22 protein-coding genes are annotated in these 23681 nt (G+C 64.1%); 3 read left to right on the top strand and 19 right to left on the bottom strand.

What is annotated here, in order from left to right:
• From MESCI_RS15165 to MESCI_RS15150, 4 genes are all read right to left on the bottom strand, one after another.
• Entirely contained in the window at positions 1-1092 is a 1092-nt protein-coding gene (locus MESCI_RS15165) for an ABC transporter ATP-binding protein (RefSeq protein WP_013530823.1), read from the bottom strand.
• Positions 1089-2048 carry a carbohydrate ABC transporter permease gene (locus MESCI_RS15160; protein ID WP_013530822.1) on the bottom strand — a complete coding sequence of 320 codons (960 nt, stop codon included), beginning with the start codon at positions 2046-2048 and terminating at the stop codon, positions 1089-1091. The genes MESCI_RS15165 and MESCI_RS15160 overlap by 4 nt, the downstream gene beginning before the upstream one ends.
• Entirely contained in the window at positions 2045-2905 is an 861-nt protein-coding gene (locus MESCI_RS15155; protein WP_013530821.1) for a carbohydrate ABC transporter permease, read from the bottom strand. The genes MESCI_RS15160 and MESCI_RS15155 overlap by 4 nt, the downstream gene beginning before the upstream one ends.
• An 81-nt stretch (positions 2906-2986) precedes the next feature.
• The gene (locus MESCI_RS15150; protein WP_013530820.1) at positions 2987-4600 is read right to left on the bottom strand and encodes an extracellular solute-binding protein; all 1614 of its coding nucleotides are present in this window, start codon (positions 4598-4600) and stop codon (positions 2987-2989) included.
• 336 nt (positions 4601-4936) lie between these two features.
• Here MESCI_RS15150 and MESCI_RS15145 point away from each other — a divergent pair, with 336 nt between their 5' ends.
• The gene (locus tag MESCI_RS15145) at positions 4937-5965 is read left to right on the top strand and encodes a LacI family DNA-binding transcriptional regulator (RefSeq protein WP_013530819.1); all 1029 of its coding nucleotides are present in this window, start codon (positions 4937-4939) and stop codon (positions 5963-5965) included.
• A gap of 57 nt (positions 5966-6022) precedes the next feature.
• Here MESCI_RS15145 and MESCI_RS15140 read toward each other — a convergent pair whose 3' ends face one another.
• The 7 genes from MESCI_RS15140 to MESCI_RS15110 all read right to left on the bottom strand — a co-directional run bounded on the left by MESCI_RS15140 (position 6023) and on the right by MESCI_RS15110 (position 12642).
• Complete coding sequence (locus tag MESCI_RS15140) at positions 6023-7042, bottom strand: aliphatic sulfonate ABC transporter substrate-binding protein (RefSeq protein WP_013530818.1); 1020 nt, start codon at positions 7040-7042, stop codon at positions 6023-6025.
• 36 nt (positions 7043-7078) lie between these two features.
• Positions 7079-7882 (bottom strand): ABC transporter permease, encoded by an 804-nt coding sequence (locus MESCI_RS15135; RefSeq protein ID WP_420845289.1) that lies wholly within the window; start codon positions 7880-7882, stop codon positions 7079-7081.
• Positions 7883-7986: 104 nt separating this feature from the next.
• Positions 7987-8823 (bottom strand): ABC transporter ATP-binding protein, encoded by an 837-nt coding sequence (locus tag MESCI_RS15130; RefSeq protein WP_013530817.1) that lies wholly within the window; start codon positions 8821-8823, stop codon positions 7987-7989.
• Between the two features lie 17 nt (positions 8824-8840).
• Positions 8841-9167, bottom strand: a complete 327-nt coding sequence (locus MESCI_RS15125) for a 4Fe-4S dicluster domain-containing protein (RefSeq protein WP_013530816.1) — start codon at positions 9165-9167, stop codon at positions 8841-8843.
• Positions 9164-10789: an FAD-dependent oxidoreductase gene (locus MESCI_RS15120; RefSeq protein ID WP_013530815.1), complete on the bottom strand. Its 1626-nt coding sequence runs from the start codon at positions 10787-10789 to the stop codon at positions 9164-9166. Before MESCI_RS15120 ends, MESCI_RS15125 begins: the two co-directional genes overlap by 4 nt.
• 31 nt (positions 10790-10820) lie before the next feature.
• Positions 10821-11417: a thioredoxin family protein gene (locus MESCI_RS15115; RefSeq protein ID WP_013530814.1), complete on the bottom strand. Its 597-nt coding sequence runs from the start codon at positions 11415-11417 to the stop codon at positions 10821-10823.
• Between the two features lie 280 nt (positions 11418-11697).
• Positions 11698-12642, bottom strand: a complete 945-nt coding sequence (locus MESCI_RS15110; protein ID WP_013530813.1) for a heme/hemin ABC transporter substrate-binding protein — start codon at positions 12640-12642, stop codon at positions 11698-11700.
• 180 nt (positions 12643-12822) lie between these two features.
• On the opposite strand from MESCI_RS15110, the gene MESCI_RS15105 reads away from it, so the two are divergent.
• On the top strand, positions 12823-14949 hold the full coding sequence (locus MESCI_RS15105) for a TonB-dependent hemoglobin/transferrin/lactoferrin family receptor (protein ID WP_013530812.1): 2127 nt from the start codon (positions 12823-12825) through the stop codon (positions 14947-14949).
• A 2-nt stretch (positions 14950-14951) separates the two neighbouring features.
• On the top strand, positions 14952-16037 hold the full coding sequence (locus MESCI_RS15100; protein WP_013530811.1) for a siderophore-interacting protein: 1086 nt from the start codon (positions 14952-14954) through the stop codon (positions 16035-16037).
• Here the strand turns inward: MESCI_RS15100 and MESCI_RS15095 are convergent.
• The 8 genes from MESCI_RS15095 to MESCI_RS15060 all read right to left on the bottom strand — a co-directional run bounded on the left by MESCI_RS15095 (position 15998) and on the right by MESCI_RS15060 (position 23681).
• Entirely contained in the window at positions 15998-16456 is a 459-nt protein-coding gene (locus MESCI_RS15095; protein WP_013530810.1) for an aconitase X swivel domain-containing protein, read from the bottom strand. The genes MESCI_RS15100 and MESCI_RS15095 overlap by 40 nt on opposite strands.
• Positions 16453-17703 (bottom strand): aconitase X, encoded by a 1251-nt coding sequence (locus MESCI_RS15090; protein WP_013530809.1) that lies wholly within the window; start codon positions 17701-17703, stop codon positions 16453-16455. Before MESCI_RS15090 ends, MESCI_RS15095 begins: the two co-directional genes overlap by 4 nt.
• A gap of 70 nt (positions 17704-17773) precedes the next feature.
• Positions 17774-18838: an ABC transporter ATP-binding protein gene (locus MESCI_RS15085; protein WP_013530808.1), complete on the bottom strand. Its 1065-nt coding sequence runs from the start codon at positions 18836-18838 to the stop codon at positions 17774-17776.
• Complete coding sequence (locus MESCI_RS15080) at positions 18838-19626, bottom strand: ABC transporter permease (RefSeq protein WP_013530807.1); 789 nt, start codon at positions 19624-19626, stop codon at positions 18838-18840. The genes MESCI_RS15085 and MESCI_RS15080 overlap by 1 nt, the downstream gene beginning before the upstream one ends.
• Positions 19626-20489 (bottom strand): ABC transporter permease, encoded by an 864-nt coding sequence (locus tag MESCI_RS15075; protein WP_013530806.1) that lies wholly within the window; start codon positions 20487-20489, stop codon positions 19626-19628. The genes MESCI_RS15080 and MESCI_RS15075 overlap by 1 nt, the downstream gene beginning before the upstream one ends.
• A 64-nt stretch (positions 20490-20553) precedes the next feature.
• The gene (locus MESCI_RS15070) at positions 20554-21615 is read right to left on the bottom strand and encodes an ABC transporter substrate-binding protein (protein WP_013530805.1); all 1062 of its coding nucleotides are present in this window, start codon (positions 21613-21615) and stop codon (positions 20554-20556) included.
• Positions 21616-21672: 57 nt separating this feature from the next.
• The gene (locus tag MESCI_RS15065; RefSeq protein WP_013530804.1) at positions 21673-22644 is read right to left on the bottom strand and encodes a PfkB family carbohydrate kinase; all 972 of its coding nucleotides are present in this window, start codon (positions 22642-22644) and stop codon (positions 21673-21675) included.
• Positions 22641-23681 (bottom strand): ADP-ribosylglycohydrolase family protein, encoded by a 1041-nt coding sequence (locus tag MESCI_RS15060; RefSeq protein ID WP_013530803.1) that lies wholly within the window; start codon positions 23679-23681, stop codon positions 22641-22643. The genes MESCI_RS15065 and MESCI_RS15060 overlap by 4 nt, the downstream gene beginning before the upstream one ends.

Here is a 23681-nt window from a genome sequence, read left to right as displayed (position 1 = left end):
TCAACCTGCCTTCATCGCAAGGCCGGTAGCGGCGTCGAAAACGCGCACTGACGACGTAGTGGGAGCGACGACAGCGGTATCGCCGATAGCCAGCCCGACATCATTGTCGAACACCGTTTTCACAGCCGCCTCGCCCTGGCCGAGATGAACGATGGTGCGCGCACCGATCCGTTCGACAAAGGTCACCGGCATTGCGAGGCCCTGCCCATTCTGCACCAACGTCGCCTGTTCAGGCCGGAATCCGTAAAGCACCTCGCCGCGTGCACCACGCATGGCCGCTGCGAGTTCGCCCGCCAGCGGCGGCGTGACGCCCAACGGTCCGAGATCGACGACCAGTCCGCGGTCGCTCTCCGCCGGCCTGCCCTTGAGCAGATTCATGCCCGGCGCACCGATAAAGCGGGCGACGAAGACATTGGCTGGATCGTTGTAGACCTCGAGCGGCGTGCCGACCTGCTGCAAAACCCCATGATCCATGACCGCGATGCGGTCGGCCATGGTCATCGCCTCGAGCTGGTCGTGGGTGACATAGACCATGGTCTGGCGGAACTGCCGCTGCAGCTGCTTCAGTTCGGTGCGCATGACGGCCCGGAAAGCGGCGTCGACATTGGACAGCGGCTCGTCGAGCAGGAAGATCGCCGGCTCCATGATCGCCGAGCGGCCGATCGCCACCCGTTGCAATATGTTGACCGACAGCTTGTCGGCCTTGCGGTCGAGCAGCGGCGAAAGCTGCAGCATCTCGGCGATGGCGCCGACGCGACGGTCGATCTCGGCTTTCGCGGCACCTCGCATTTTTGGTCCATAGGCAAGGTTCTGGCGCACCGTCATATGCGTGAAGATGGCGTAGTTCTGGAACACGAAGCCGACGCCACGCCGGCCCATCGGCACGCCGGCCATGTCGCGGTCGCCAAACAGGATCTTGCCGCCGGTCGGTTCTTCCATGCCGGCGATCATGTTCATCGTGGTCGACTTGCCGCAGCCCGACGGGCCGAGCAGCGCCATGAACTCGCCATCTGATATTGCCAGGTCCATGGTCTTCAGCGCGGTGAAGTCGCCGAATTTCTTGACCAGGTTTTGCAGGTGGATGGCGCTCATGCCGGAACCTCGCGTGCCCGCGCCATGCGCTTCATGGCAAACACCGCGACGATCGACAGCACGACCAAAATGGCCAGCGCGATCGCCGCCACATAGCCCCAGATCAGGTCCTGCGTGGTGAGCTTGTAGATGTAGACCGAGATGGTTTCGGTAGCGACGCCTGGACCGCCGCCGGTCATGATGTAGAGCGTGTCGAAGATCTTGAAGTTCTCGATCACCCGGATCGCCAACGCGATGATGATGATCGTCTTCATCTTCGGCAGCACGATGGTGACGAAGCGCTGCCACGGATTGGCGCCGAGCAGCGTCGCCGCCTTGATCTGGTCCTCCGGCACGCCGACCAGGCCGGCAAGCAGGATGAGGAACATCAGCGGCGTCCATTGCCAGATGTCGGCGACCATCACCGCGATCAGCGCCAGTGTCGGATCCGACAGCCAGGCGATGGTGACCGGAGATCCGGTGAGCGCCGACAAGATGTCGTTCACCGGGCCGCCGGACTGGAACAGCATGAAGAACATGTAGCCGGCCACGGCAGGCACCACCATCATCGGCATCAGCAGGATCGAATAGAAGACGCGCTTGCCCGGGAAATCGTCGGCAAACAGTGTCGCCAGCGCCAGCCCAAGCAGGAATTCCGCCGGCACGCAGACGATCATGACGATGGCCGTACGCTTCAGCGCGCTCCAGAAGCGCGCGTCGGCGGCGAGATCGGTGTAGTTGGCAAAGCTGTTCCACATCGACCAGGCGTTCCACCAGCCGGTGCCCGACAGGGGCGACCAGTCGGTGACGCTGATGTAGAGCTGCATCAACAGCGGGAAGGCCGAGATGAACAGCACCAGGATCTGCGCAGGCAATGTCAGCCGGAAACCCAGCCTTGCGCCCTCATCGCGCGAAACCGGCTTTGCTCCGACGGCTTTCACCTCATCCTTGGAAGTCATGACAGTCACCGCGCTCATTGCTTGAGCGCCCCGAATGTCAACCCGCGCACCAGATGGCGTTGGATGGCGATGCCCATGATGACCGGCGGCACGGCCGCGATCAGCCCAAGCGCTGCCTTGGCGCCATAGAGCTGCCCGGTCATCGAGGAAGAAAGAGAGGCCATGTAGACCGGGATGGTCACCCATTCGCGCGTCGTCAGAAGCAGCGCGATCAGATAGTCCGACCAGTTGAGGATGAAGACGAAGAGCGCGGCACTGGCCAGCGGCGCGCGCATCATCGGCAGCGTGATGCGCGTGAAGACGCGCAGCCGCGAACAGCCTTCGACAAGCGCCGCCTCCTCGATCTCACGCGGCATGTCGTCGAAGAAGGTCTTCATCAGCCAGAAGGCGAACGGCAAGGTGACGATGCCGTAGATCAGCGCCAGGCCCCACCAGCTATCGGTGAAGTTGAGGAAAGCCCACATGATCATCACCGGGATCATGACCGCCATCGGCGGAAAGATCCTGAGTTGGATCAGCGCCAGCGGCAGGTTCTGGCCGGAGCCGAAACGCGAGAGCCCATAAGCCGCCGCAGTGCCCGCCGACATGGCGATCACCGTGCCGAAAACCGCCGACAGCAGCGATGCGAGGATCGGCTTCAGCGCGTTACGGTCGAGCGCGACGATCAAATTGTTGGTCGACTCGCCGAAGACGAAACGAAAATTGCTGAGCGTCGGGTTCTTCGGCCACCAGGTCAGGTCGGCGCCGGTCGCCGACCATTCGGCGATCGGCTTGAACGCCATCGACACCATCCACAGGATCGGCACCAGCGTCACCGCCATGGCCGCGAAGATCGCGGCATAGCGGAATATCAGGAAAGGAACGGAACGCTTCATCTGGCGGCTTTGCTGGTGGCGTTGTGGGCGGAGGGGAGAAGCAAGCTCCTCCCCTCCTTCGATATGATCCAGGGAGAAGGATCAGACGATTGGATCGAGAACTGTCGGCCAGGCCTCCTTGTTGGTCTTGATGGCTTCGAGCAGTTTGTCCTCGCCGGTGCGCCGGGCGATCTTTTTCCACTCTGCCTCGGTATCGGCCATCGCCTGCTCCGATGTCTTGGCCTTGGTCAGCGCCGCCATCAGGTTCTCGTCGAGCGCATTGTGGAAGGCTGTCGCGCCGGGATAGTTGATGGTCGGCACGGTGCGCGCCACCGTCTCGCGCACGACGTCCATGTGGTAGGCATGATAGGTCTGGCGCACCAGCGGATCGGAGAAGTCCGAAAGCCGGAACGGGTCCAGATAACCGCCGGGATTGGCACTCATCCAGGCGTAGATACGGGCCGAGCCCAGCCATTGCAGCAGGAGGTAGGCGACCTCCTGGTTCTTCGACTGTGACGAGACCATGCCGGTCAGCGAGAACCACAGCACCGAACGGCTGATCAGCTTGCCGTCGATCTCGCGGCCGGGCGGCAGCATCGAGCCGATCTTGCCGGTGACGGCTGAGTCCTTGTTGCCGGCATTGTCGAGGAATTTCGGCAGGTTGGAGAAGGCGCAGGTCATCGCCGCACCACCCTTGGCGAAGTTGCCGTATTGCTCCGGCCAGCCCCAGGAGATCGCATCCGGCGAATGATGTGCGAGCGAAGCGACATATTCGTCGGTGGCGGCAATGCCTTGCTCGGAATTGATCATCGGCTTGCCGTCATCGCCAAACAGGAATTGGTTGGGCGAAGCCATCGAGACATAGCGCTGGTACCAGTTGGTGTAGCCCCAGCCCTGGTTGCGCAGGTCGGTCGAGCCGAACAGGCCCTTGTCCGGGCGCTGGAAGAAGGCGGCGATGTCGCCATGCTGCTTCCAGGTCTTCGGCGGCGCCAGATCGTAGCCGTATTTGTCCTTGAAGGCCTTCTTCTCGGCTTCGTCGCCGAACAAATCGGTGCGGTAGACCCAGGTCTGGAAGTCGCCGTCCAGCGACACGCCATAGTTGGAGCCGCGGTATTTGTTGAGCAGCGACACGCCCTTGGCGCCGTTGACATAGCCGCTGACGGGATCGTCCCATTCGGGCTTGTGCTGCGCGACAAAGTCATCGAGCTTGGCGATGCCGCCGGTTTCGGCGAGGTCGCCGAGGCGGTTCCATTCGGTCGAATAGATGTCATAGGCCCCACCCTTGGTGGAGATGTCCTGCATCGTCTTGGTGAATTCCTGGCCGTTCGGCAAACCGACGATTTCGATCGCGATGCCGGTTTCCTTTTCCCACAGCTCCTTGATCGACGGCGCACCGGCCGGGAACGGCTGCGTGAGCTGGCCGATCGAGCCGTCGGACAGGCCGAGCACGATCTTGGCGGGCGCCTTGCCGGCGCCCTTCAGAGCCTTGGCCGCCTCGATGGCGCGGCCTTCCGGCGTGTCGGCGCCATACTGGTAGCGCTCGGCTCCATCGAAGCCCGTCGGGCCGCCGATCATGCCTGGCGCCAGCGCGTCGGCCGCATAGGCGCGGCCGGGACGAATGAATTGGGGCGCGATACCAGCGGCGGCCATGATCACAACCGCCTTTCCTCCGGATGCCAGCAGCCGGCGCCGCGAGATGCGGATCAAGTCAGACATTGAAACTCCTCCCTCAGGGCCACGTTTCCTCCACGGCCCTTATGAGGGATATTGACGGCAGCATGGCAAGGCTGTCAACATCATAAATAATCAAAACACCTCACAACATCGCAATAGGGCGAGGAAATGCACAAAAACGGGATCCATGCATCATGCCGGGTGCTTCAATTTGAGGGCACACGACCCTTCCCGCCCCTGCGCAGCCCTGCCGGACTATTTGATTTAGCGCGGCGGCTTGCGCATGGGCTAAGGGCGGATACATCATTTCCCATCAGAATCGCCGATGGCGGGGAAGCCGTCACCAGCCGATCTGACGCATGCAGGAGATGAAAGACGGTGCGTTCCACCCTGACTGACATAGCCCGGGAAGCCGGCGTCTCGGCCGCCACCGTCGACCGCGTGCTCAACAACCGACCCGGCGTGCGGGCGCGCACGCGCGAAATCGTGCTCGAAATGGCGCAGCGCCTCGGCTACATCGCCGAAGGCCCGAACGGCGCGCCGCCACGGCCTGCGCCCGGCGAGGTCATCCGGCTCGACTTCGCGCTGCCGGCCGGCACCAATTCCTTCATCAAGATGCTGCACCGGCACATCGAGGCACAGGCTCTGGCGCGGCCCGACCTCGATGTCCATATCGCCACCATCGAGGGCTTCAATCCTGACCGGCTCGCCCGCCTGCTGCAGGACCTGCGCGGACAGACGCAAGGCGTCGGCGTTATAGCACTCGACCATCCGACGGTGCGCGAAGCGATCCGATCCCTGTCGGCCAACGATATCAAGGTGGTGACCATCGCCTCCGACATCCTGCATGTGCCCAGGGTCGCCTATATCGGCATCGACAACCGCGCCGCCGGGCGGCTGGCCGGCTATCTGCTCAACCGCTTCATGGGATCGGGGCATCCGGGCAAGGTGGCGCTGTTCGCCGGCTCGCTGTCCTATCGCGGCCACGAAGAACGCGAGATGGGGTTCCGCCACGTCCTGACCGAGGAATCACCCAACCTGCAGATCGTCGAGATGCGCGAAATGCTCGACGACCGCGAGAAGGCCTATTCGGAGGCATCGGCCCTGCTGGAGCGGCACCCCGACCTTGCCGCGATCTACAATGTCGGCGCCGGCAACACCGGCATCGCCCGCGCGCTCAAGGAGCACGGCCGCGCCCAGTCCATGGTCTTCCTCGGCCACGAGGTGACGGACGGCACCAAGGACCTTCTGCTCGACGGCACGCTCGACGCGGTCATCGACCAGAACCCGCGCGTCGAAGCCCGCGAAGCGCTCAACACTTTGACCCATGCGGTCCGGGGATTGCCCTATGAACTGCACCAGCCAAGGCTGCAGGTGATCTTCAAGGAGAACATCCCTGAGATTTGACGGACCAGACGAACGGGGCAGCGCGGTAAAGCGCCCGCCCCGCTCGATGCTTCCAGTCTATTGGACCGCAGCGATTTCAGCCGCGGCGCCATCGACAAAGCTCTTGTCGACCCATTTTCCGTAGTCGATCGAGCCCTTCAGGAGCCCGGCGCTGGCCATGAATTTCTCCTCGCCCTGCAAGGCGGCGATCGCGTCGTCGGTTAGTTTCGGATCCTGGTGGAACACCCCGTCGGCATAGGTCTTGCGGACGGATTTCTCCGACGACTTGGTCGCCTCCACAAACGTCTTGATCGTCTCGTCCGGATGAGCGTCGGCCCAACGCGAAATCTCGATGTCGACCTTCAGCAGCCGCTTGACCAGATCGGGATATTTCGCCGCGAAGGCGCCGTTGACCGAGATGACGTTCGGCACGTTCCATTCCGGATGGGTGCTGGTGTCGAACAGCACCCGCGCCTCGCCGGTGTCGACCAGCTTGGCCGCCGTCGAATCCGTCTCGACAATGGCGTCGATATCGCCGCGCAGCAGCGCCGGGCCGGATGCCTCGAAAGGCAGGTTCAGACCTTCGACGTCATTGGTGGTCAGGCCGACGCTGTTCAGTGCCTTGCTGAAGTTCGAATGCCGCACCGTTCCGGTGAGATAGGCGACCTTCTTGCCCCTGAGATCCTGCAGCGTCTTCAACGGCGAGTCGGTTTTGACGACGATGTAGGAACCGCCGGCCTTCACATAGCTCGACAGGCCGATCAGCTTGACGTCGGCGCCGGACGCAGCAACGCGCAGCGCCGGATTGTTGCCGGTATAGGTGAACTCGATGGCGCCGGTCGCCAATGCCGTCGTGGCTTCCGAGCCGCCGTTGAAGGTCACCAGTTCGACCTTGATGCCGTCCTTGGCGAATTCCTTGTCCCACCAGCCGTCCTTCTGGGCGAGGACGAATTTGAGGTGCCCCGGCGCCGTGCTGCCGATGCGGATGATGTCAGGCTTGTCCTGTGCGAAGGCAGGCATGCCGCCAAGGCCGATGACGACGGCAATGGCGCCCTTCAGCAGCAGCCGGCGAATTGCGTCGAATGGAATGTTGGGCATGGGAAAATCCTTCCTGTTTGGAATGAATGGGGCCGCTTAAATGAGCGAGGTCTCGGACTGGCCCTTCCAGGCTGTTGCCCAGCGCTCGAACCAGACGAGCAGGTAATTGACGGTCAGGCCGATGACGGTGAGCGTCAGGATGCCGGCATACATGTCGGCCGTTTCCATCATCAGCTGCGAATTCTGGATGAGGAAACCGAGGCCGGATTTGGCCGCCAGCATCTCGGCGCCGATGACCGCGAACAGCGAGGATTTCACCGCCAGCCGAGCGCCGGCGACGATCGAGGGAATGCTGGCCGGCAGGATGACTTTCCGGAACAGGTCGAAGTCGGACGTGCCCATCGAGCGCGCCGCCTTGATGAGCAGCGGATCGACCGACTTGACGCCGCTGATCGTGTTGACGAGGAGAAAGAAAACCGAGGAGTAGAAGGTGATCGCGACCTTCGATTCCTCGCCGATGCCGAGCAGCAGGATGAACACCGGCAGCAGTGCGAATTGCGAGGTGTTGCGCAGCGTCTGCACCAAAAGGTCGGAAACCTTCTCGAACAGCGAATAGCGCCCCATCAACAGACCGAGCGGGATGGCCACCACCACGCCGAGTGCGAAGCCGATCGCGGCACGCTGCAGGCTTATGCCGATATGCTCGATCAGCACGCCCGAAGCGAGCAGCGCCCACCAGGCGACCAGCACCTCGCTCAGCGGCGGAAAGAAGATGCGGTTCAGCCAGCCGAGCCGGGGCGCGATCTCCCACAGCAGGAAGAACAGGCCGAGCAGCGGCAAGCCATAGAGGAATGTGCCGTGGCTCGCTTTCTTGCTCCGGATCTTGGCGTTGGCCTTGATGGCGGGGACCTGGCGGCGGCTACCGTTTCGCCAGCGCCGGCAAACAGGTGGAGCGCTCCAGCGGAGCCAAACTTCTCGGTCAGATAGGCCATGGGTCCAGTTCCTCAGTGACTGAAGGCTGGCGACAGAGTCCAGTCCTTCTGCGCCTTGTTGACCTCGTCGCGCAGCACGTCCCAGACGCGAGCGCGATATAGATTGAATTCGGCGCTGGCGCGGATGTCGCCGTCGCGCGGCCGTGGCAGGTCGATATCGATGATCTCCTTCACCGCGCCCGGCCGCGCCGTCATCACCACCACCCGGTCGGCGAGGAAGATCGCCTCGTCGATCGAGTGGGTGACGAAAATGACAGTCGTGTTGATCTTGCCCCAGATCCGCAGCAGCTCGCCTTGCAGAAGCTCGCGCGTCTGCTGGTCGAGCGCCGCGAACGGCTCATCCATCAGCAACACTTCCGGGTTGCTGGCCAGCGCACGCGCGATCGCCACACGCTGCTGCATGCCGCCGGACAGCTGGTTGGGAAAACGGTCCTCGAAGCCGGCAAGGCCGAACAGCGACAACAGATGGCGGGCCGTCGCCGTGCGCTCAGCCTTGGCCACGCCGCGCACTTCCAGCGCATATTCGATGTTGGCGAGCGCCGTGCGCCAGGGAAACAGCGCATATTGCTGGAAAACATAGCCGGTCTTCGGGTCGGGCCTGGTGATGCGCCGGCCATCGAGCTTGACGTCGCCGCCGGTCGCCTGCGTCAGCCCGCCAATGATGTCGAGCAGCACCGACTTGCCCGAGCCGCTGGGGCCGACCAGCGTGATGAACTCGCCCTTACGGATCGAGAGGTCAACGCCGTCGAGCACGGTGACGCGGTCGGTCGCCTCGCCATCGACGGTGACGAACTGCCCCGGCTTGAGCTGGAAGGTCTTGCTGATGTCGCTGACGACGATACGGTCCATATCTGTCTCCGATCGGTTCACTGCGCCACGCGAATGCGGTGCGTCGGGTCGAATTCCGAGCCGCCGGCCTTGCCGCGCTTCCAGCCGAGCGCGCGGGCATAGGAGCCAAACAGTTGTCGGGCGTCGGCCTGAGCTTCCGTGATGCCGGTCGGCCCTTCGGCGAACTCGGCCACATAGAGCGCGTCGGTCGGGCAGTAGATCTCGCACAGGAAGCAGGTCTGGCAGTCCTCCTGGCGGGCGATCACCGGCACGCCGCTCTCGGTCGCGTCGAAGACGTTGGCCGGGCACACCTTGACGCAGATGTCGCATTCGACGCAGCGCGTGGCCGAGACGATCTCGATCATGACGCCAGCTCCGCCAGCCGCTCAGGCGCGCCTGCGATGCGGAACGCATCCACACCGGTGATGACCAGCCGGTGCGCGAAGGCCGGGCTCTTGCCCGGCAAATCGGTGCGGCGATGCATACCGCGGCTCTCGGTGCGGTGCAGCGCTGCGGCCACGGACCAGCGCCCGGCGGCGGCGATCGAAGCTGCCTCTCGGGTACGGACCCTATCCAGCCCGTCGCCTTGCAGATGGTCGCGCACGTCGCGCCAGACACTCTCCAACCGCTCGCCGCTTTTCTCCAGGCCTTCGCCGGTGCGGAAGAAATTCTTGTCGAGCGGCGTCACCTCACTGCGCACCGCCTCGATGACTTCGCCTGCCGAGATGTCGACGCGCGGCGATGATGCAGGACGTAATCCAGCCTGGCCAAGCGACTGCACCTCAGTGCGGAATGCCTTGCCGGTCCGGCGCTTGGCATGGGTCGAAGCGCCCTTGCCCGCCCACCAGCCGCTGGCCAGCGCCCAGGACGAATTGACGGCGCCGCCGCCCGACACCGCACCGGTCATGATCTCGCGGCTGGCCGCGTCGCCGGCGACATAGAGGCCGGGTACGCCGGTGGCGCAATCGTCGGAGACGATGTCTATGCCGCCCGTGCCGCGCACCGTGCCTTCGGCGCGCAGGGTGATGCGGAACAGCTCGCTGAAAGGGTCGATGCCGGCGCGGTCATAGGGCACGAAGCAATTCGGCTGGCCCTGGCGCAGCCAGCCCTGCAGCGCTGGTTCGGCCTGATCGAGCCGCGCGTAGACCGGGCCGTCGATCAGCGCGCGCGCCACTTCCTCCTCGCGGTCGCCGATGCCGTTGCGCAACGGCTCGCCGGTCGGCCCGACGATCGGTGAGCCATCTTCGCGATGGAACGACGCCCAGCGGAACGGCAGCCCCTTGTTCAACGAGGAGCCGTAGGGCGCCAGCGTGTATTTGCCGGTGAACTCCATGCCCGACAGGCTGGCGCCGGCCTCCGCCGCCATCAGATAGCCGTCGCCGGTCAGCCCGGTCGCGCCGAGGATGCGCTCGCGGAAAGCGCAGCCACCGGTCGCCAGCACCACCGCGTTGGCGTCGACGCGCCAATCCTGGCCGATCTGCCTGGCGACACCGGCGGCGCCGACGATGGCATCGCCGTCCGACAAAAGTTCGAGCGCGGGATGATGGTCGAGGACGGTGACGCCGGCCAAAAGCACGCGGCGGCGCATGAAGCGCATGTAGTCCGGGCCGCGCAGATTGGCGATGTAGAGCCGGCCGTCATCCTCGCTCGGGAAGGGATAGCCCCATTCGGAGAGCCTGAGCAGGTTGCGGTAGGCGGTGTCAACGCAGCGCAGCATCCAGCGCGGGTCGGCGAGGTCGCCGGTGCGCTGCCAGCGTCGCTCGACCACGGCATGCCTGTTGTCGCCCGGCGGCACGCACCAGGTGCCGGTGTTGGACGGCGCGGTGGCGCCGCTGGTGCCGAGATAGCCCTTGTCGGCCAGCACCACCTTGGCGCTGGCCTCGGCCGCAGCGACTGCTGCCCAAGCTGCCGACGGACCGCCGCCCAGCACCAGCACGTCGGCCTGGAGCAGCAAGCTGTCGGAAGCGGATTTTTGCGGCTTGGGCATGGAGACCTGGCGAATAAAGTCGAAGCAGGCGCTAGGCCGCGCGGGCCGCGCTGGAAGACCACACCGGCTCGTTGCCCGCGCTCCACTTGATGTTGCAGCCGATCGACGGCGCCTGGCTGGCAGTGGGCCTGCCGCCCTCCAGCACCGTATCGACCGCCGCGCGCAGATCGGCACCCGTCACCGGCTTGCCGTTGCCCGGCCGTGCATCGTCGAACTGGCCGTGATAGGCGAGCCGCCGGTCAGTGCCGAACAGGAAGAAGTCGGGCGTGCAAGCCGCGCCATAGGCTTTCGCCGTCTGCTGCGACGCATCCTTGAGATAGGGGAAGGAATAGCCGAATTTTTCGGCCTCCTCGCCGATGCGGGCGAGCGTCTCCTCCGGATGCGCCTCGTGGTCGTTGGCGTTGATCGCCACCACCTGCAGCCCCTTGCCGGCGTAATCCCTGGCGAAAGCGGCAAGCTGCTCGCGGATCAGCACGACGAACGGGCAGCGGTTGGAGATGAAAGCGACGAGCAAGGCCGGCTTGGCGTCGAAATCGGCAAGGCGGTGCAGCACACCTTGCGCGTCGGGCAGCAGGAAGTCGGCGGCCCTGGTGCCGAGGTCGACCGGATTGGACTCTGTTTTCGGCATCGATGCGCTCCCTTGTGCAACCATTTTCACAGGCCAAGATGCGAGCGCTCCGAGCGTTCGCAGTTAGTCTATGAATTTAGTATAATTATAGGCTGGAGAGCGCATTCACGGTCAACCGCGCGGCTTAGAATATCGTGCCAATGTTTCAGGCCGAGCCGCCAAGTTTGTTCGGGCGGAAGCCGATCCGGAGAAATCCGGACGGACAGCATTTATGAAGCGCAACGGGGTTCGGCGACGAAATTGTACTGCCCAGCCGAACCGTCTTGCGATTTTCGCGACGTCATTCCCCTTCCGGATAGAGCGCTTTCGCCAGGTCGCGGATCGCATCCGATGTGCGCGGGCCGAAGCCGATCATGTAGGCGCCGTCGAGCACGACCAGCGCCTTGTTGGCTGCCGCCGGCGTTGCCGCCAGCGCGCGGTTGCCGAACACCAGCTCGGCCGACGGCCCGCCCTTGCCGTCGCTCATCATCAGGATGACGTCAGGCGCCATCTCGATCAGTTTTTCCTCCGACGCCGCCTTGTAGCCCTGTACGATGTCCATAGGGTTGAGGCCGCCGGCGTAGCGGATGATGGCGTCGGCAGAAGTACCCGCGCCGGCAGCGCTCAGACGTACCAGGCCATGGAAGAACACCACCTTCTTGCGCCGCTCCGGCGGAATTTGCGACGCCAGATCCGCGGCAGCCTGAAAGGCGGTGAGCACCTCGGCGGACACCGCCTTGCCCTTGTCCTCGAGCCCAAGGCTGGCGGCGATCAACGTGATCTTGTGCTCGATGCCTTGCGGGCTGTTGTCCTGCGGGACCAAGACGATCGGGATTGCCAGCGACTTCAGCACCTCGACCGCTTCAGGAGGCCCGCTGTCTTCTGCGGCCAGGATCAGGTCGGGACGCAGGCTGGCCAGCCCCTCGACCGAAAGCTGGCGGCGGTAGCCGACATTGGGTTTTTGCGCGACTTCAGGCGGATATTTGCTGCCGCGATCTATAGCGACGATTCGCCCGCCGGCGCCCAGCGCGTGGACGATCTCGGTGACGTCGGAACCGAGCGTCACGATCCGGGTCGCCGCGCCCGGCACGACGGTTCGCCCCAGCGCATCGACAACGGTCTCGGCGGCCAGCGCCTTGAAGCCGCAGGAAGGCACCAGCACCGACAGTGCCAGAAGCAGCACCGCCGCGATCCTGCCCGGTTGCGACCAGTGGATCGTCTTGCCTTCGCCTAAACTGCCGACCATGCCGCTGTTCCCGTGCCAGATGCTTTTCGAGGATGGTCGGCTATAAATTTAAAGTTGACTTATGTCATCATGTTTTAATATGTGACCCGTGCCCTGACCTGCCTGGTCGAGGGATTTTCAATAATGCCAGCCAAGGCCGCTCAGCCACCGCCAGCAGTTTTGCTTTTGCTTGGGGGCTGCATGACAACGACAACAAACACGACATTGATGGCGAGCACGGCGCTCGCCTTCGTGCTCGGCCTCTGCGCCGTGCCTCTTGCCAGCGCGCAGGAACAGGACCGGGAGAAAAAGGCCGCCGCCAAGACCGGCCGCCTGGCGCCGGCCAGTGTCGCGCAGAACCAGCCGGCGACGATGCTCGACGTGATCACCATCTCGGCAACGATGATCAAAACGGCGGTGATCGAATCGATGGCCGCCATCAGCGCCGTCGATCAGGACGAACTCGACCGCATCCAGCCCGACACAGCCGCCGACATCTTCCGCACCACACCGGGCGTCGCTGCCTCGATGAATGGCGACGATCCCGCAACCGCCATCAACATCCGCGGCCTGGAGCAATATGGCCGCGTCGTCGTCACCCTCGACGGCGCCCGCCAGGACTACTGGCGCGTCGGTCATGGCTCTGGCTCGTTCTATGTCGAACCCGACCTGATCAAGGAAGCCACCGTCATTCGCGGTCCGGTGTCGAATGCCTATGGTTCCGGCGGCATCGGCGGCGTCGTCTCCTTCGAGACCAAGGATGCCGGCGATTTCCTCAAGAAGGATGAGCGCTGGGCGCTGAGCGAGAAGCTCGGCTACGAGGACAATGGCGACGGCTTCACCACCAGCACCACCGGTGCCTACCGCTTCAGCGACGATGCCGATATCATCGGCAACCTCATCTACCGCGACCGCGACAGCTACACCGATGGCAATGGCGACACCGTGCCATGGACCGGCGAGCGGGTGACCAGCGGCTATCTGAAGGCGACGTTGCGGCCGGCCGATGGCCATGAGCTGAAGCTCGGCGCCATCCTGCAGCGCTACAACGACCAGATCACCGGATCGAGCGGCTCGACCTCGCCGACCCTGAGCCGCTATGACACCGACACCACCAACCAGACCTACACCGCCGCTTACACCTGGAAGCCCGACGACAACGCGCTGATCGACTTCAGCGCCAATGCCTATCACAACCGCACCCGCGCCGAGCACACTCAGGTCTGGCCGACCTCGGCGATCGGCAATTTCCGCTTCTACGACGTGGCCACGACAGGTTTCAATGTGAAGAACTCCTCGCGGTTCGACGTCTGGGGACTAGCACATACGCTGACCTACGGACTCGACTACTACTATCTCGAGGCCTCCTCGGAAGCGGCGCATTTCGGCGCTGGCCAACAGCAGGGCTATGGCGGCTTCCTGCAGTGGCAGGGCGATTACGGGGACTGGCTGCAGGTCATCGCGGCGATGCGCTATGACGGCTACCAGCTCGATGGCGAGACGCGCATCCCGTCACCGCAGGAAGCCTCGATCTCCGGCGATCGTTGGTCGCCGCGCCTCACCGTCGGCGTCACGCCATTCGATGGCTTCCAGCTCTATGGCACCTATTCCGAAGGCTACCGGGCGCCGGGTCTGCAGGATGTCTTCCGTGGCGGCGGCGCGCATGGCGGCGGTGATACATATCGGCCCAATCTTCTGCTGCAGCCCGAGACGGCAAAGAACTGGGAGGCCGGCGTCAACGTGAAATATGACGATGTGCTGACGGCGGGTGATCGGCTGCGCGCCAAGGTCAACGTTTTCCACACTGACGTCGAGGATTACATCGACGTCGACCTCACCGTGCTGCCGCGCACGGCAATCAACATCGGCGACGCACGCCTGAAGGGCGTAGAGGCCGAGATGGTTAATGATTATGGCTGGGGTTTCGTGAACCTCTCCGGCGCGCTGATCGACGCCAAGGTCGTCAGCGGCGTCTATTCCGGCCAGGCGTTGAACAACACGCCGCTCGACCGCTTCTCGGCCACGATCGGCTTCCGCATGCTGGAGGACCAGCTCACCGTCGGCGCGCAATATCTCAGCGTCGGCAAGATCACCCGCACCAGCCGCACCAATCCCAACGCCGTGCCGGTCGTCGATGACGGTTTCGATCTGGTCAATGTCTTCGCCAACTGGCGCGTCAACGACAACCTCAAGCTCGATTTCGGCGTCGATAACATATTCAACACCGCCTACACCGATCCGCAAAGCGCATGGTCGACCTCGGCGGCAACAGAACAGGGCAAGGGCCGCACCTTCAAGGTGGCCCTCACCGGCAGGATGGGAGGCTGACAATGAACGAAGCATCGGTGCGTGAACTGGCCTGCGAGGCACGGCTCAACCTGCGGCGTCTGCCGGACTACATGGACAGCATCTCCGACAGGCTGCGCAGCTTCGAGGCCGATGCTTCGCATCAGGGACAGCGCATCGATTTCCGCTTTGCCTTCGGCGGCGCCTCGTTCGACATGGAGCGGCTGGTGATGCGGGCCTATGCTGCCGACCGCGACGGGCTCGCCCGTATCAAGGACCTGCTCGCCACAGCCGTACAGGTCTACGCCAAGGAGGAAAACCCCGAGATCGTCTGGACCGGCGATCTCTCAGGCGAAACCAGCCTCGCCCAGTTCCGCGAGATGGTGGTGACCGATGTTCGCGACCTCACTCCGCATATGCGCCGCATTCGTCTGGCCGGCGAGAACCTCTCGCGCTTCGCCAAGTTCGGCGGCATGCATATCCGCATGCTGTTTCCGACCAGGGACGTCCCCGATCCGCTGTGGCCGGTGCTGGGCGGCAATGGCTTACCGGTCTGGCCCACCGACGACCGGCGCCCGGTGGCGCGCGTCTACACCATCCGCGCGCTTGACGTGGAAAAGGGCATCATCGATGTCGACTTCCTGATCCATCCCGGCGAGAGCGTCGGCTCCGCCTGGGCCATGCAGGCCGCGCCCAGCATGAAGGTTGGCATCATGGGCCCGGTCGGCCGTCCGGTGCGGCAGGCAGAATGGTACGTCATGGGCGCCGACGAAACCGGCTTGCCGGCGCTGGCTCGGCTGCTGGAGACGCTACCGGCCGGGACAAAAGGCGTCGCCTTCGTCGAGATCGCCAATGATGGTGAAAGACAAGCGATCAACAATGGCACGGGCATCGACGTTCATTGGCTGACACGGGATGGCGTGGCGGCGGGCGAGGACAGACTGCTGGCCGAGGCTGTCCGCTCGGTGGCGTGGCCGCAGGACGGTTCGGCCTTCGGCTGGTTCGCCGCGGAAGCCGCTGCCGCCAAGATCGTGCGCGAATGTTGGCGCGACACGCTGGGGCTTGGTCGCGATCAAACGCTGGCGGCGGCCTATTGGCGGCGTGGCTCTGCCGGATTGATGGCGGGGTGAACTCTGATGATCGGCCCGCGGTCTTTGCCGATGCCGATATCAATTTGATCACCGGAGACAAGGTTCGAAATATCGCACACCACCAGCGGCATGCGGATGTCATAAAGAAATTCGGCAACGATGGCACCGACCGCCAGGATCGGGTCCGGCCGCTCCAGAAGAATACCGGCCGGCGCCGTGCCCCTGCGGATCGCCTCGGCCAGGACCGAGGATGAAGACGACGAGCCGCGCCCGCTCGGCATGACCAAAATCCTGCCGGCGACATTTCGGCCGAGGCCCGGATGGGAATGGTCTGTTATCTCGCCGGTCTCGGCATCGATGCCGCCCCAGAAGCTGAGCGGTTGCGAAAACACCAGCGCCTGGCCCTCAGCGTCACCGGCCAGCTGGAAAGTGCCGGTTCGTTCCACCGGTCGCGTCATGACGCGCTCCGCACAACATGCCCGGCCGCAGCAGAGCGGATGCAATCCCGCATCTCGGCGAAGGCGACGGACACACCGATATTGCCGGGTGCGTAGTGCGCCCATTTGCCGGAATTGGTCATCACCACGCCATCGAGGCGTTCCAGGATCGATGTGACATAGGTGCAGGTATCGGCGACCGGGATCAGGCCGAACGCCTCCATACCGGCCAGCGCGCCCTCCTCCTGCAATCGCGTCAGCGTCGCGCGGCCGGTGTTGACATAGATCGGAATGCGCCTACCCGGTGCTGCCTCGCGCAGCAACGGCAACAGTCGCATCCATTCCTCATGCGAAAAATGCGGCGTGCCGAGCGACACGGCCGCCAGCGGCGCACCGTCGGGCACGGTCGACAGCCTGGCCAGCGCATGGTCGATATCGGCGCGGGTAATGCGGATCGTCTCGTCAGGCGCATGACCCTGGAACGCCTCATCAAGCGTCATCGCTTCCGGCGTGATGCCGACCGCATGGAACAGCGCCACAGCACCGGTCGTTGCCGCCGCCGCCCCCAGCGCCTTCAGCTGGTCCTCGTCGCGCGGCCGCGGCAGGCCGGCAATCACCGAAACGCGGTCGCCGCTCGCTTGCCCAATCAATAGCCCGACGCCGACGAAAAGGCTGTCGCTCGGCTCGCTGTCCGGAACATCCAGCTCAAACAGGATCCGACCACGCCGGTTCTCGCTCAGATGCAGACCCCAGGCCGGCGCGCGCCCGGTCATGGCGCAGCACAGATCGATGAAATCGCCATAGCGGTTGGTCCGCGCGCCGATCACCGAATTGGCAAAGACGATGGCGTTGGATTCCCCCCAGGCGATCTGTTGGCCAAAGCTTGGCCGGAACCGCGTCTGGTAAGGCGCGCAAGTGAAAGTCGCCTGGCAGCCGAGCTCCAGATGCGCTTTCATCAGCCGCCGCGCCGGCACCTCTTCCGCCGCTGGCATTTTCACCATGCCGGGATGGATGAGATCGAACGAACCGACATTGAGCGTCGTCGGCACCTGCACGCGGCCACCGCCTTCGACCAGCCGCTCGACGAAATCGAGCCCTGCCTTGCCGTGGTAGAGACAGCCGTCGATATGGGCGCCGGCAATGTCGAGCAGGCTGCCCGCGCCGATCGCGTTGGAAAAGGCGACCAGGATTTTCATGGCAGCAGCCGCTGACAGGCCATGCTCGCCGTCGAGCATGGATCGGTCGCGTGCAGTCAGTTCCAGGGTCATCGGTATGCTCCGGGTCGTGCCCGTCTATGCTGTCCCTGATTGCGGACGGTCTGGCAAGACCCGGTGAGGATCAGTTCGCCGCGATCAACACCGTGCTTTCAGGCGACCAGCGCAGCACGACATCCTGACCTTCTGCCAGCCGTTCCATGCCGGTATTCTGCACAATCACTTTCAACGTCTGACCAGCACGCTCGACGAAATAGGTGCTGTTGCTACCGGCGAAGATGCGCTTGGAAACCTGTCCCTTGAGCATGTTGGCGTTGCCATCCGGTGTTCCGGCATCCCTGGCGATGCGGATGCGTTCGGGCCGCACGGCACAGCTCGCCTTGGCGCCGGCGGCAAGCTTGGCACCCACACCAGCGGCAATCGCCGTTCCGTCCGCAAGCCTGATGCCATCGCCCGTGCTGTCGCCGCGAAAAATGTTGGCGTCGCCGAGGAAGGTGGCGGCGAATTCGCTCTTCGGCCTGTCATAGATCTCCTCCGGCGGCCCCTCCTGCACCAGCCTGCCGTCGCGCAATATGCCGATGCGGTCGCTCATCGTCAGCGCTTCTTCCTGGTCGTGCGTGACGAAGATGGTGGTGATGCCGATCTCGCGCTGGATGCGCTTGAGCTCGATCTGCATATCGACGCGCAGCGCCTTGTCGAGCGCGCCGAGCGGCTCGTCGAGCAGCAGCACGCGCGGCTTGGTGACGATAGCGCGGGCGAGAGCCACACGCTGCCGCTGCCCGCCGGAGAGTTGGTGCGGCCGGCGGCCACCAAGCTTGCCGAGCTGCACCAGATCGAGCGCGCGCTGCACCTCCGTTGCAATCACCGCCTTGGCCTCGCCGCGCACCGACAGGCCGAAGGCGACATTGTCGGCGACGCTCATATTGGGAAACAGCGCATAGTTCTGGAACACCATGCCGATGCGCCGCTTTTCGACCGGCACCCGCTCGACGCTCTCGCCGCCGATGGTGATGCGGCCCGAATCGGGAAAATCGAAACCGGCAATCTGGCGCAGCAGCGTGGTCTTGCCGCTGCCCGACGGCCCCAGCAGCGCATAGAATCCGCCATCGGCGAAATCGATGGAGACATTGTCCAGCGCCTTGTGTGCGCCGAAACTGCGCGAGACATCAGATACCTGCACGCCGGCCATTATTTCTCTCCGCCGAATTTGAAGAACCGCGCCGTGAGCAGCATCAGCGCCATCGACACGACAATGATGATCGTCGAGACCGCATTGATCTCGGGCGTGAACCCTTTGCGGATCGCGGCGTAGATTTCCACCGGCAGCGTCGTCTGCCCAGGTGTCGCCAGGAAATAGGACACCACGAACTGGTCGAACGACACTGCAAACGCAAACAGCCCTCCGGCAATGACGCCTGGCATGATCCAAGGCAGCGTGACGCGCCTCGTTACCTGCCACTGGTTGGCGCCGAGCGAGCGTGCCGCCTCTTCCAGCTCCGGCGCGAAGGTCTGCAGCCGGGCCGAGACGACGACGATGACATAGGGCAGCGCCAGTGCGACATGGCCAAGCAGGATCGCATGCAGCCCGCGACCGATGCCGACGCCGAAAAAGAAGATCAGCATCGCCGTGCCGGTGATCAGCCACGGAATGGCGATCGGCGGAAACAACAGCGCCTGCAGGAATTTCTTGCCGCGAAACTCATAGCGATAGAGCGCCAGCGATGCCGCCGAGCCGAGCACGACACAGATGACGGTGGTGATGACGGCGATCTCGACGCTGTTCCAGGTGGCGGCGATCAGCTGGTCGTTCTGCCACAGCGAAGCGTACCATTCGGTCGTCCATTCGAACGGCAATTGGTAGAAGGGCGAGACGTTGAACGACATCAGCGCCATGATGATGATCGGCAGATAGAGGAAGGCGAGCAGCAGGCCGATGTAGAAGCGGCCAAGCCATTCGAGGACGCGGGTCGTCGCCATCACGCGGCCCTCCGCAGCACCGGCGACGCCACCGCCAGGATGACCAGCACCACGGCCAGCAGGATGAAGGAAAGCGCGGCACCGAGCGGCCAGTTGAACACGGCGACGAACTGGTCCTCGATGACCGTGCCGTAGAAGGTGCCGGTGCGACCGCCGAGGATGCGCGGCTCCATGAACGAGCCGACGACGGGGACGAAGATCAGGGCCGCACCCGCGACCAATCCGGGCATCGACAGCGGGATGATCACCCGCTTCAGCACCTGTAGCCGTGAAGCGCCAAGCGAACGCCCGGCCTCAATCAGGGAATCATCGATCGCCTGCAGCGTGAGATAGCAGGTCAGCACCATGTAAGGCACGTAGGAATGCACCAGCCCGATGATGACGGCTGGATAGGAATACATCAGGTCGATGTTGATCTTGAACGGCAGCACGGCGTTGAGCGCGGTGTCGAGAATGCCGCCCTCGCGCAAAACCATCGCCCAGGAAAAGATGCGCACCAGCCCGTTCGACCAGAACGGCAAGATGACGAGCAGGAAGATCGCCTCGCGGCTGCGCCCCTTCAGCACTTTGGCGAGCACGTAAGCGGCGGGATAGCCGATGACGACGCACCACAGCGTCACTTCGAGGCCAAGCCGCAGCGAGGCCAGCAGCAGTGTCAGATAGAGGCTTTGCGAGAAGAAGGTGGCATAGTTGCCAAGGGTGAATGTCCACGGCTTTCCCGACAGCGGCAGCTCGGTCATGAACGAGAAGAAGACCATGGCCGAGAGCGGCAGGAAGATCGCCACCGTCAGCCAGAGATAGGCTGGCGCCAGCAGCGGCAATGCCGATCTCAGCCCGCTTCGCGACGCTGTCGCAGCTGCCATGATACCCTCCCCCAGGATTGAAACGCCAGCCGGCGCGAACCGCCGGCTGGCCGGGATGTTGGCTCTATTTCACGTCGACCTTCAACTGCTGCCACAGCGCCAGATAGGCTTCGCGCTGGGCATCGGTGATCGGCGCCTGGAACTGGATGCGTTTGGCCACCTCGGGGTCGCCCATGACCTTGCGGTTGAAGGCATCCTCGGGCAGCGCTTCCACCGCCTTGGTGTTGGCGGAGACAGGAGCACCGACCTTGGTGACCCATTCGACGTAGAATTTCGGGTCGATCATGTAGTTGATGAAAGCCTCGGCGCCGGCGACGTTCTTGGCGCCGACCGGAATGGAAAACGCGTCGAGCCAGGCGACGGCACCCTCCTGCGGCACGACCAGAGAGACCGGCAATTTGAAATGCGTCTTGGCGCGATCGGCCGAGCCGCTCCAGTAGGTGCCGATGTCGATCTGGTTGGAGGCGACCATCTGGTTCCAGTCGTTCTCCGAACTCCAGAAGGTCTTGATCTGCGGCATCAGCGAGGTGAGCTTCGCCTTGACCGCATCCATATCCTTGATGTCGTTGATGTTCTGGCCCGTTGCGATGGCGCCGAACTGCACCGCTTCGACGGCATCGTCGCGAATGACGACGCGGCCCTTATGGGCGGCATCCCACATCTCGGCGATGCTCGTCGGCGGCTTGTCGAAGGATTTGTCGTTGATGGCGAGCGCGGTGAGGCCCCACACCCACGGCACGCCATAGACCTTGCCGTCATGGACGAGCATCGGCGATCCCGCCTTGTCCTTGCTGATGTCGGCGTAGTTCGGCAATTTGGAGACGTCGATCGGCTGGATCAGTTTGCCGTCCATCGCCTGGTCGTTGAAGGCGGCATTGATCATGACCACGTCGTAGAGACCGGGATTGGTCCGGATCTTGGTCAGCATTTCCTGTTCGGAATTGAAGAAGTCGTTGACGACCTTGTTGCCGGTCGCTTTTTCGAAAGCCTCCACCGCCCATGGTTCGTCGGCGCCGTATCCCTTCCAGTTGAGCACATGCACTTCGTCAGCCTTGGCGGCGAACGCGAGTGCGGAGGTAAAGACGGCAGTCGCCGTCAGCAGAGCAGTCAAGTCGGGCATGCGCATGGTTGGTTCCTCTCTGTGGGTTTGCCCGGTTCCCGGGCTTGTCAGGCTTTCCAGCTGTTATGCATTGGCCTTCTGTGTCCGGCCTGCTCCCGACGGGTCGGCGGCATGGCTCAGGAATGTCTGGATTTGGTGGTCGGTCGGCGCCGACGAGCCGCCATGGCGGGTGACCGATATGGCCGCTGCCGCATTGGCATAGCGCGCTGCCTCGAAGGGCGGGATGCCGCGCGCCAGCGCGCTGACGAAAGCACCGATATGGGTGTCGCCGGCGCCATTGGTGTCGATGGCGGTGACCTTGAAGCCGGCAACGGTCTGCGCCGTGCCGTCGGCCAACCTGATATGGCAACCCTTTGCCCCGGAGCGGATGACCACGCCCGCTGCTTTCGGGCAGTGGTCGCCCAGCAGCCGTACCGCGAGGCCCTCGACATCGCCTGGGCCGGCAATCTCGGCGGCTTCCGTCGTGTTGCAGCTCAGCCATGTGGTGCGGGCAAGCACCCGCGACAGGATGGGACGCGGAATGTCCGTGATGACCGGCGTCGGGTCGAAGACGAAGGGAATACCTGTCGGCAGCGCCTCGATCCAATCAGTGAGCGCATCGCGACTCTTGGGGTAGCTCAGCGTGTAGCCGGAGGTGAACACCCAGTCACCCGGTGCCACCGCGACCGGCGCCATCATGTCGAGGCTGAGAACGCTCTCCGCACCAGGCCACGACACGAAGGTGCGTTCGGCGTCGCTCGAAATCATGGCGACGCAGTTGCCGCTGTCCATCACGGGCGATGGCGGCGTCAGTGTCTCGATACCCTCGGCTATGAACGCAGCGCGCAGGAAATCGCCATTGGGCCCGCTGCCGAGTTGGCCGCCAAACACCACCTGCATGCCGGTGCGGCTGGCCGCCACCATCATGTTGAAGCCGCCGCCGGCGACCTGGGCAAAGCTCGATGCCGTCTTTTCCATGCCGGGCGCCGGCAGGGCGTCGATGCGGTAGACATAGTCGACCACGGCACTGCCGACATGGACGAGACGGCCGCTCATTCCGCCGCGTCCTTGCCGGAACCGATTTTCGCCATCCTTGCTGCCACGAGATCGGCGGCGAGCGCGCGAACCTCCGACATGTCGAGGCCGACAAGCCGGGCGATATGCTGTTGCGGCAATCGGGAAAAACCGCTGCAGGCGCCGGCCATGCCGGCAGCGATGGCGCCGATCGTATCGGTGTCGCCGCCGAGATTGGCGCTGATGACGGCTGCTTGCCATGGGTCGCCACGCGCGACTTCCAGCACGGCGAAGGCCGCCGGAACGGATTCCTGGCTGGCGACGCCGGTGCCAACCAGATCGGTGATCAGCCGGATCGCATCCCTGATCGCTTTGCCGTGCACGATGTCTTGCGCCCAGACGATGCGCGCGGCGATGTCGCCGCCGGTCACCCAATGTCCGAGTGTCGCCCCTCGCCTCGCCGCCGCGACCGCGCTGGCGGAAGCGTCGCGCCAGCCACCGCCGGCGACGCCGCGGCTGACGGCTGCCGCAACGGCAGCGGCGGAGGCGATGGCAATCGAGGTGTTGTGCGTGGCCCGGCAGGTCTCAGCCACCTTGCCGACGAACCCTTCCAACGGTTCGAGCGGCATCATGATGCCGACCGGCGCGATACGCATCGCCGCACCATTGGTGTCGCCGCTGCGCCCCGCTTCCTCAGCCGGCACACCATTGTTGATGGCATCGATGGCGCGTTTGGTCGATGGCCCCAAAAGGTCATAGCTGCCACGCGCCTTAACCTCGCGTTCCCAGTCGAGCAGCGCATTGACCCAGCGCGCGTGGTCGAAACGGTCGCCGGATTCGACCAGGATGCGGCCGAGCAGCAACGCCTGCTCGGTATCGTCGGTGATGGTGCCGGCGGCCAGTCCCTTCGATACCGGATGATCCGGGAAAGGCTCGATGAAATCCTCGACATGGCCGTAGAGTTCGGCAATGCGAACCGGCGACAAAAGCTGCGTCGGCATGCCGAGCGCATCGCCCAGCGCTCCGCCGACAAGCGCCCCCATGGCGCGATCAATAGCCTTGCTGGTCGCATCCGACAT

The sequence above is a fragment of the Mesorhizobium ciceri biovar biserrulae WSM1271 genome, assembly GCF_000185905.1.
GTDB lineage: Bacteria > Pseudomonadota > Alphaproteobacteria > Rhizobiales > Rhizobiaceae > Mesorhizobium > Mesorhizobium ciceri.
This window is presented reverse-complemented; position numbering and strand designations above follow the sequence as displayed.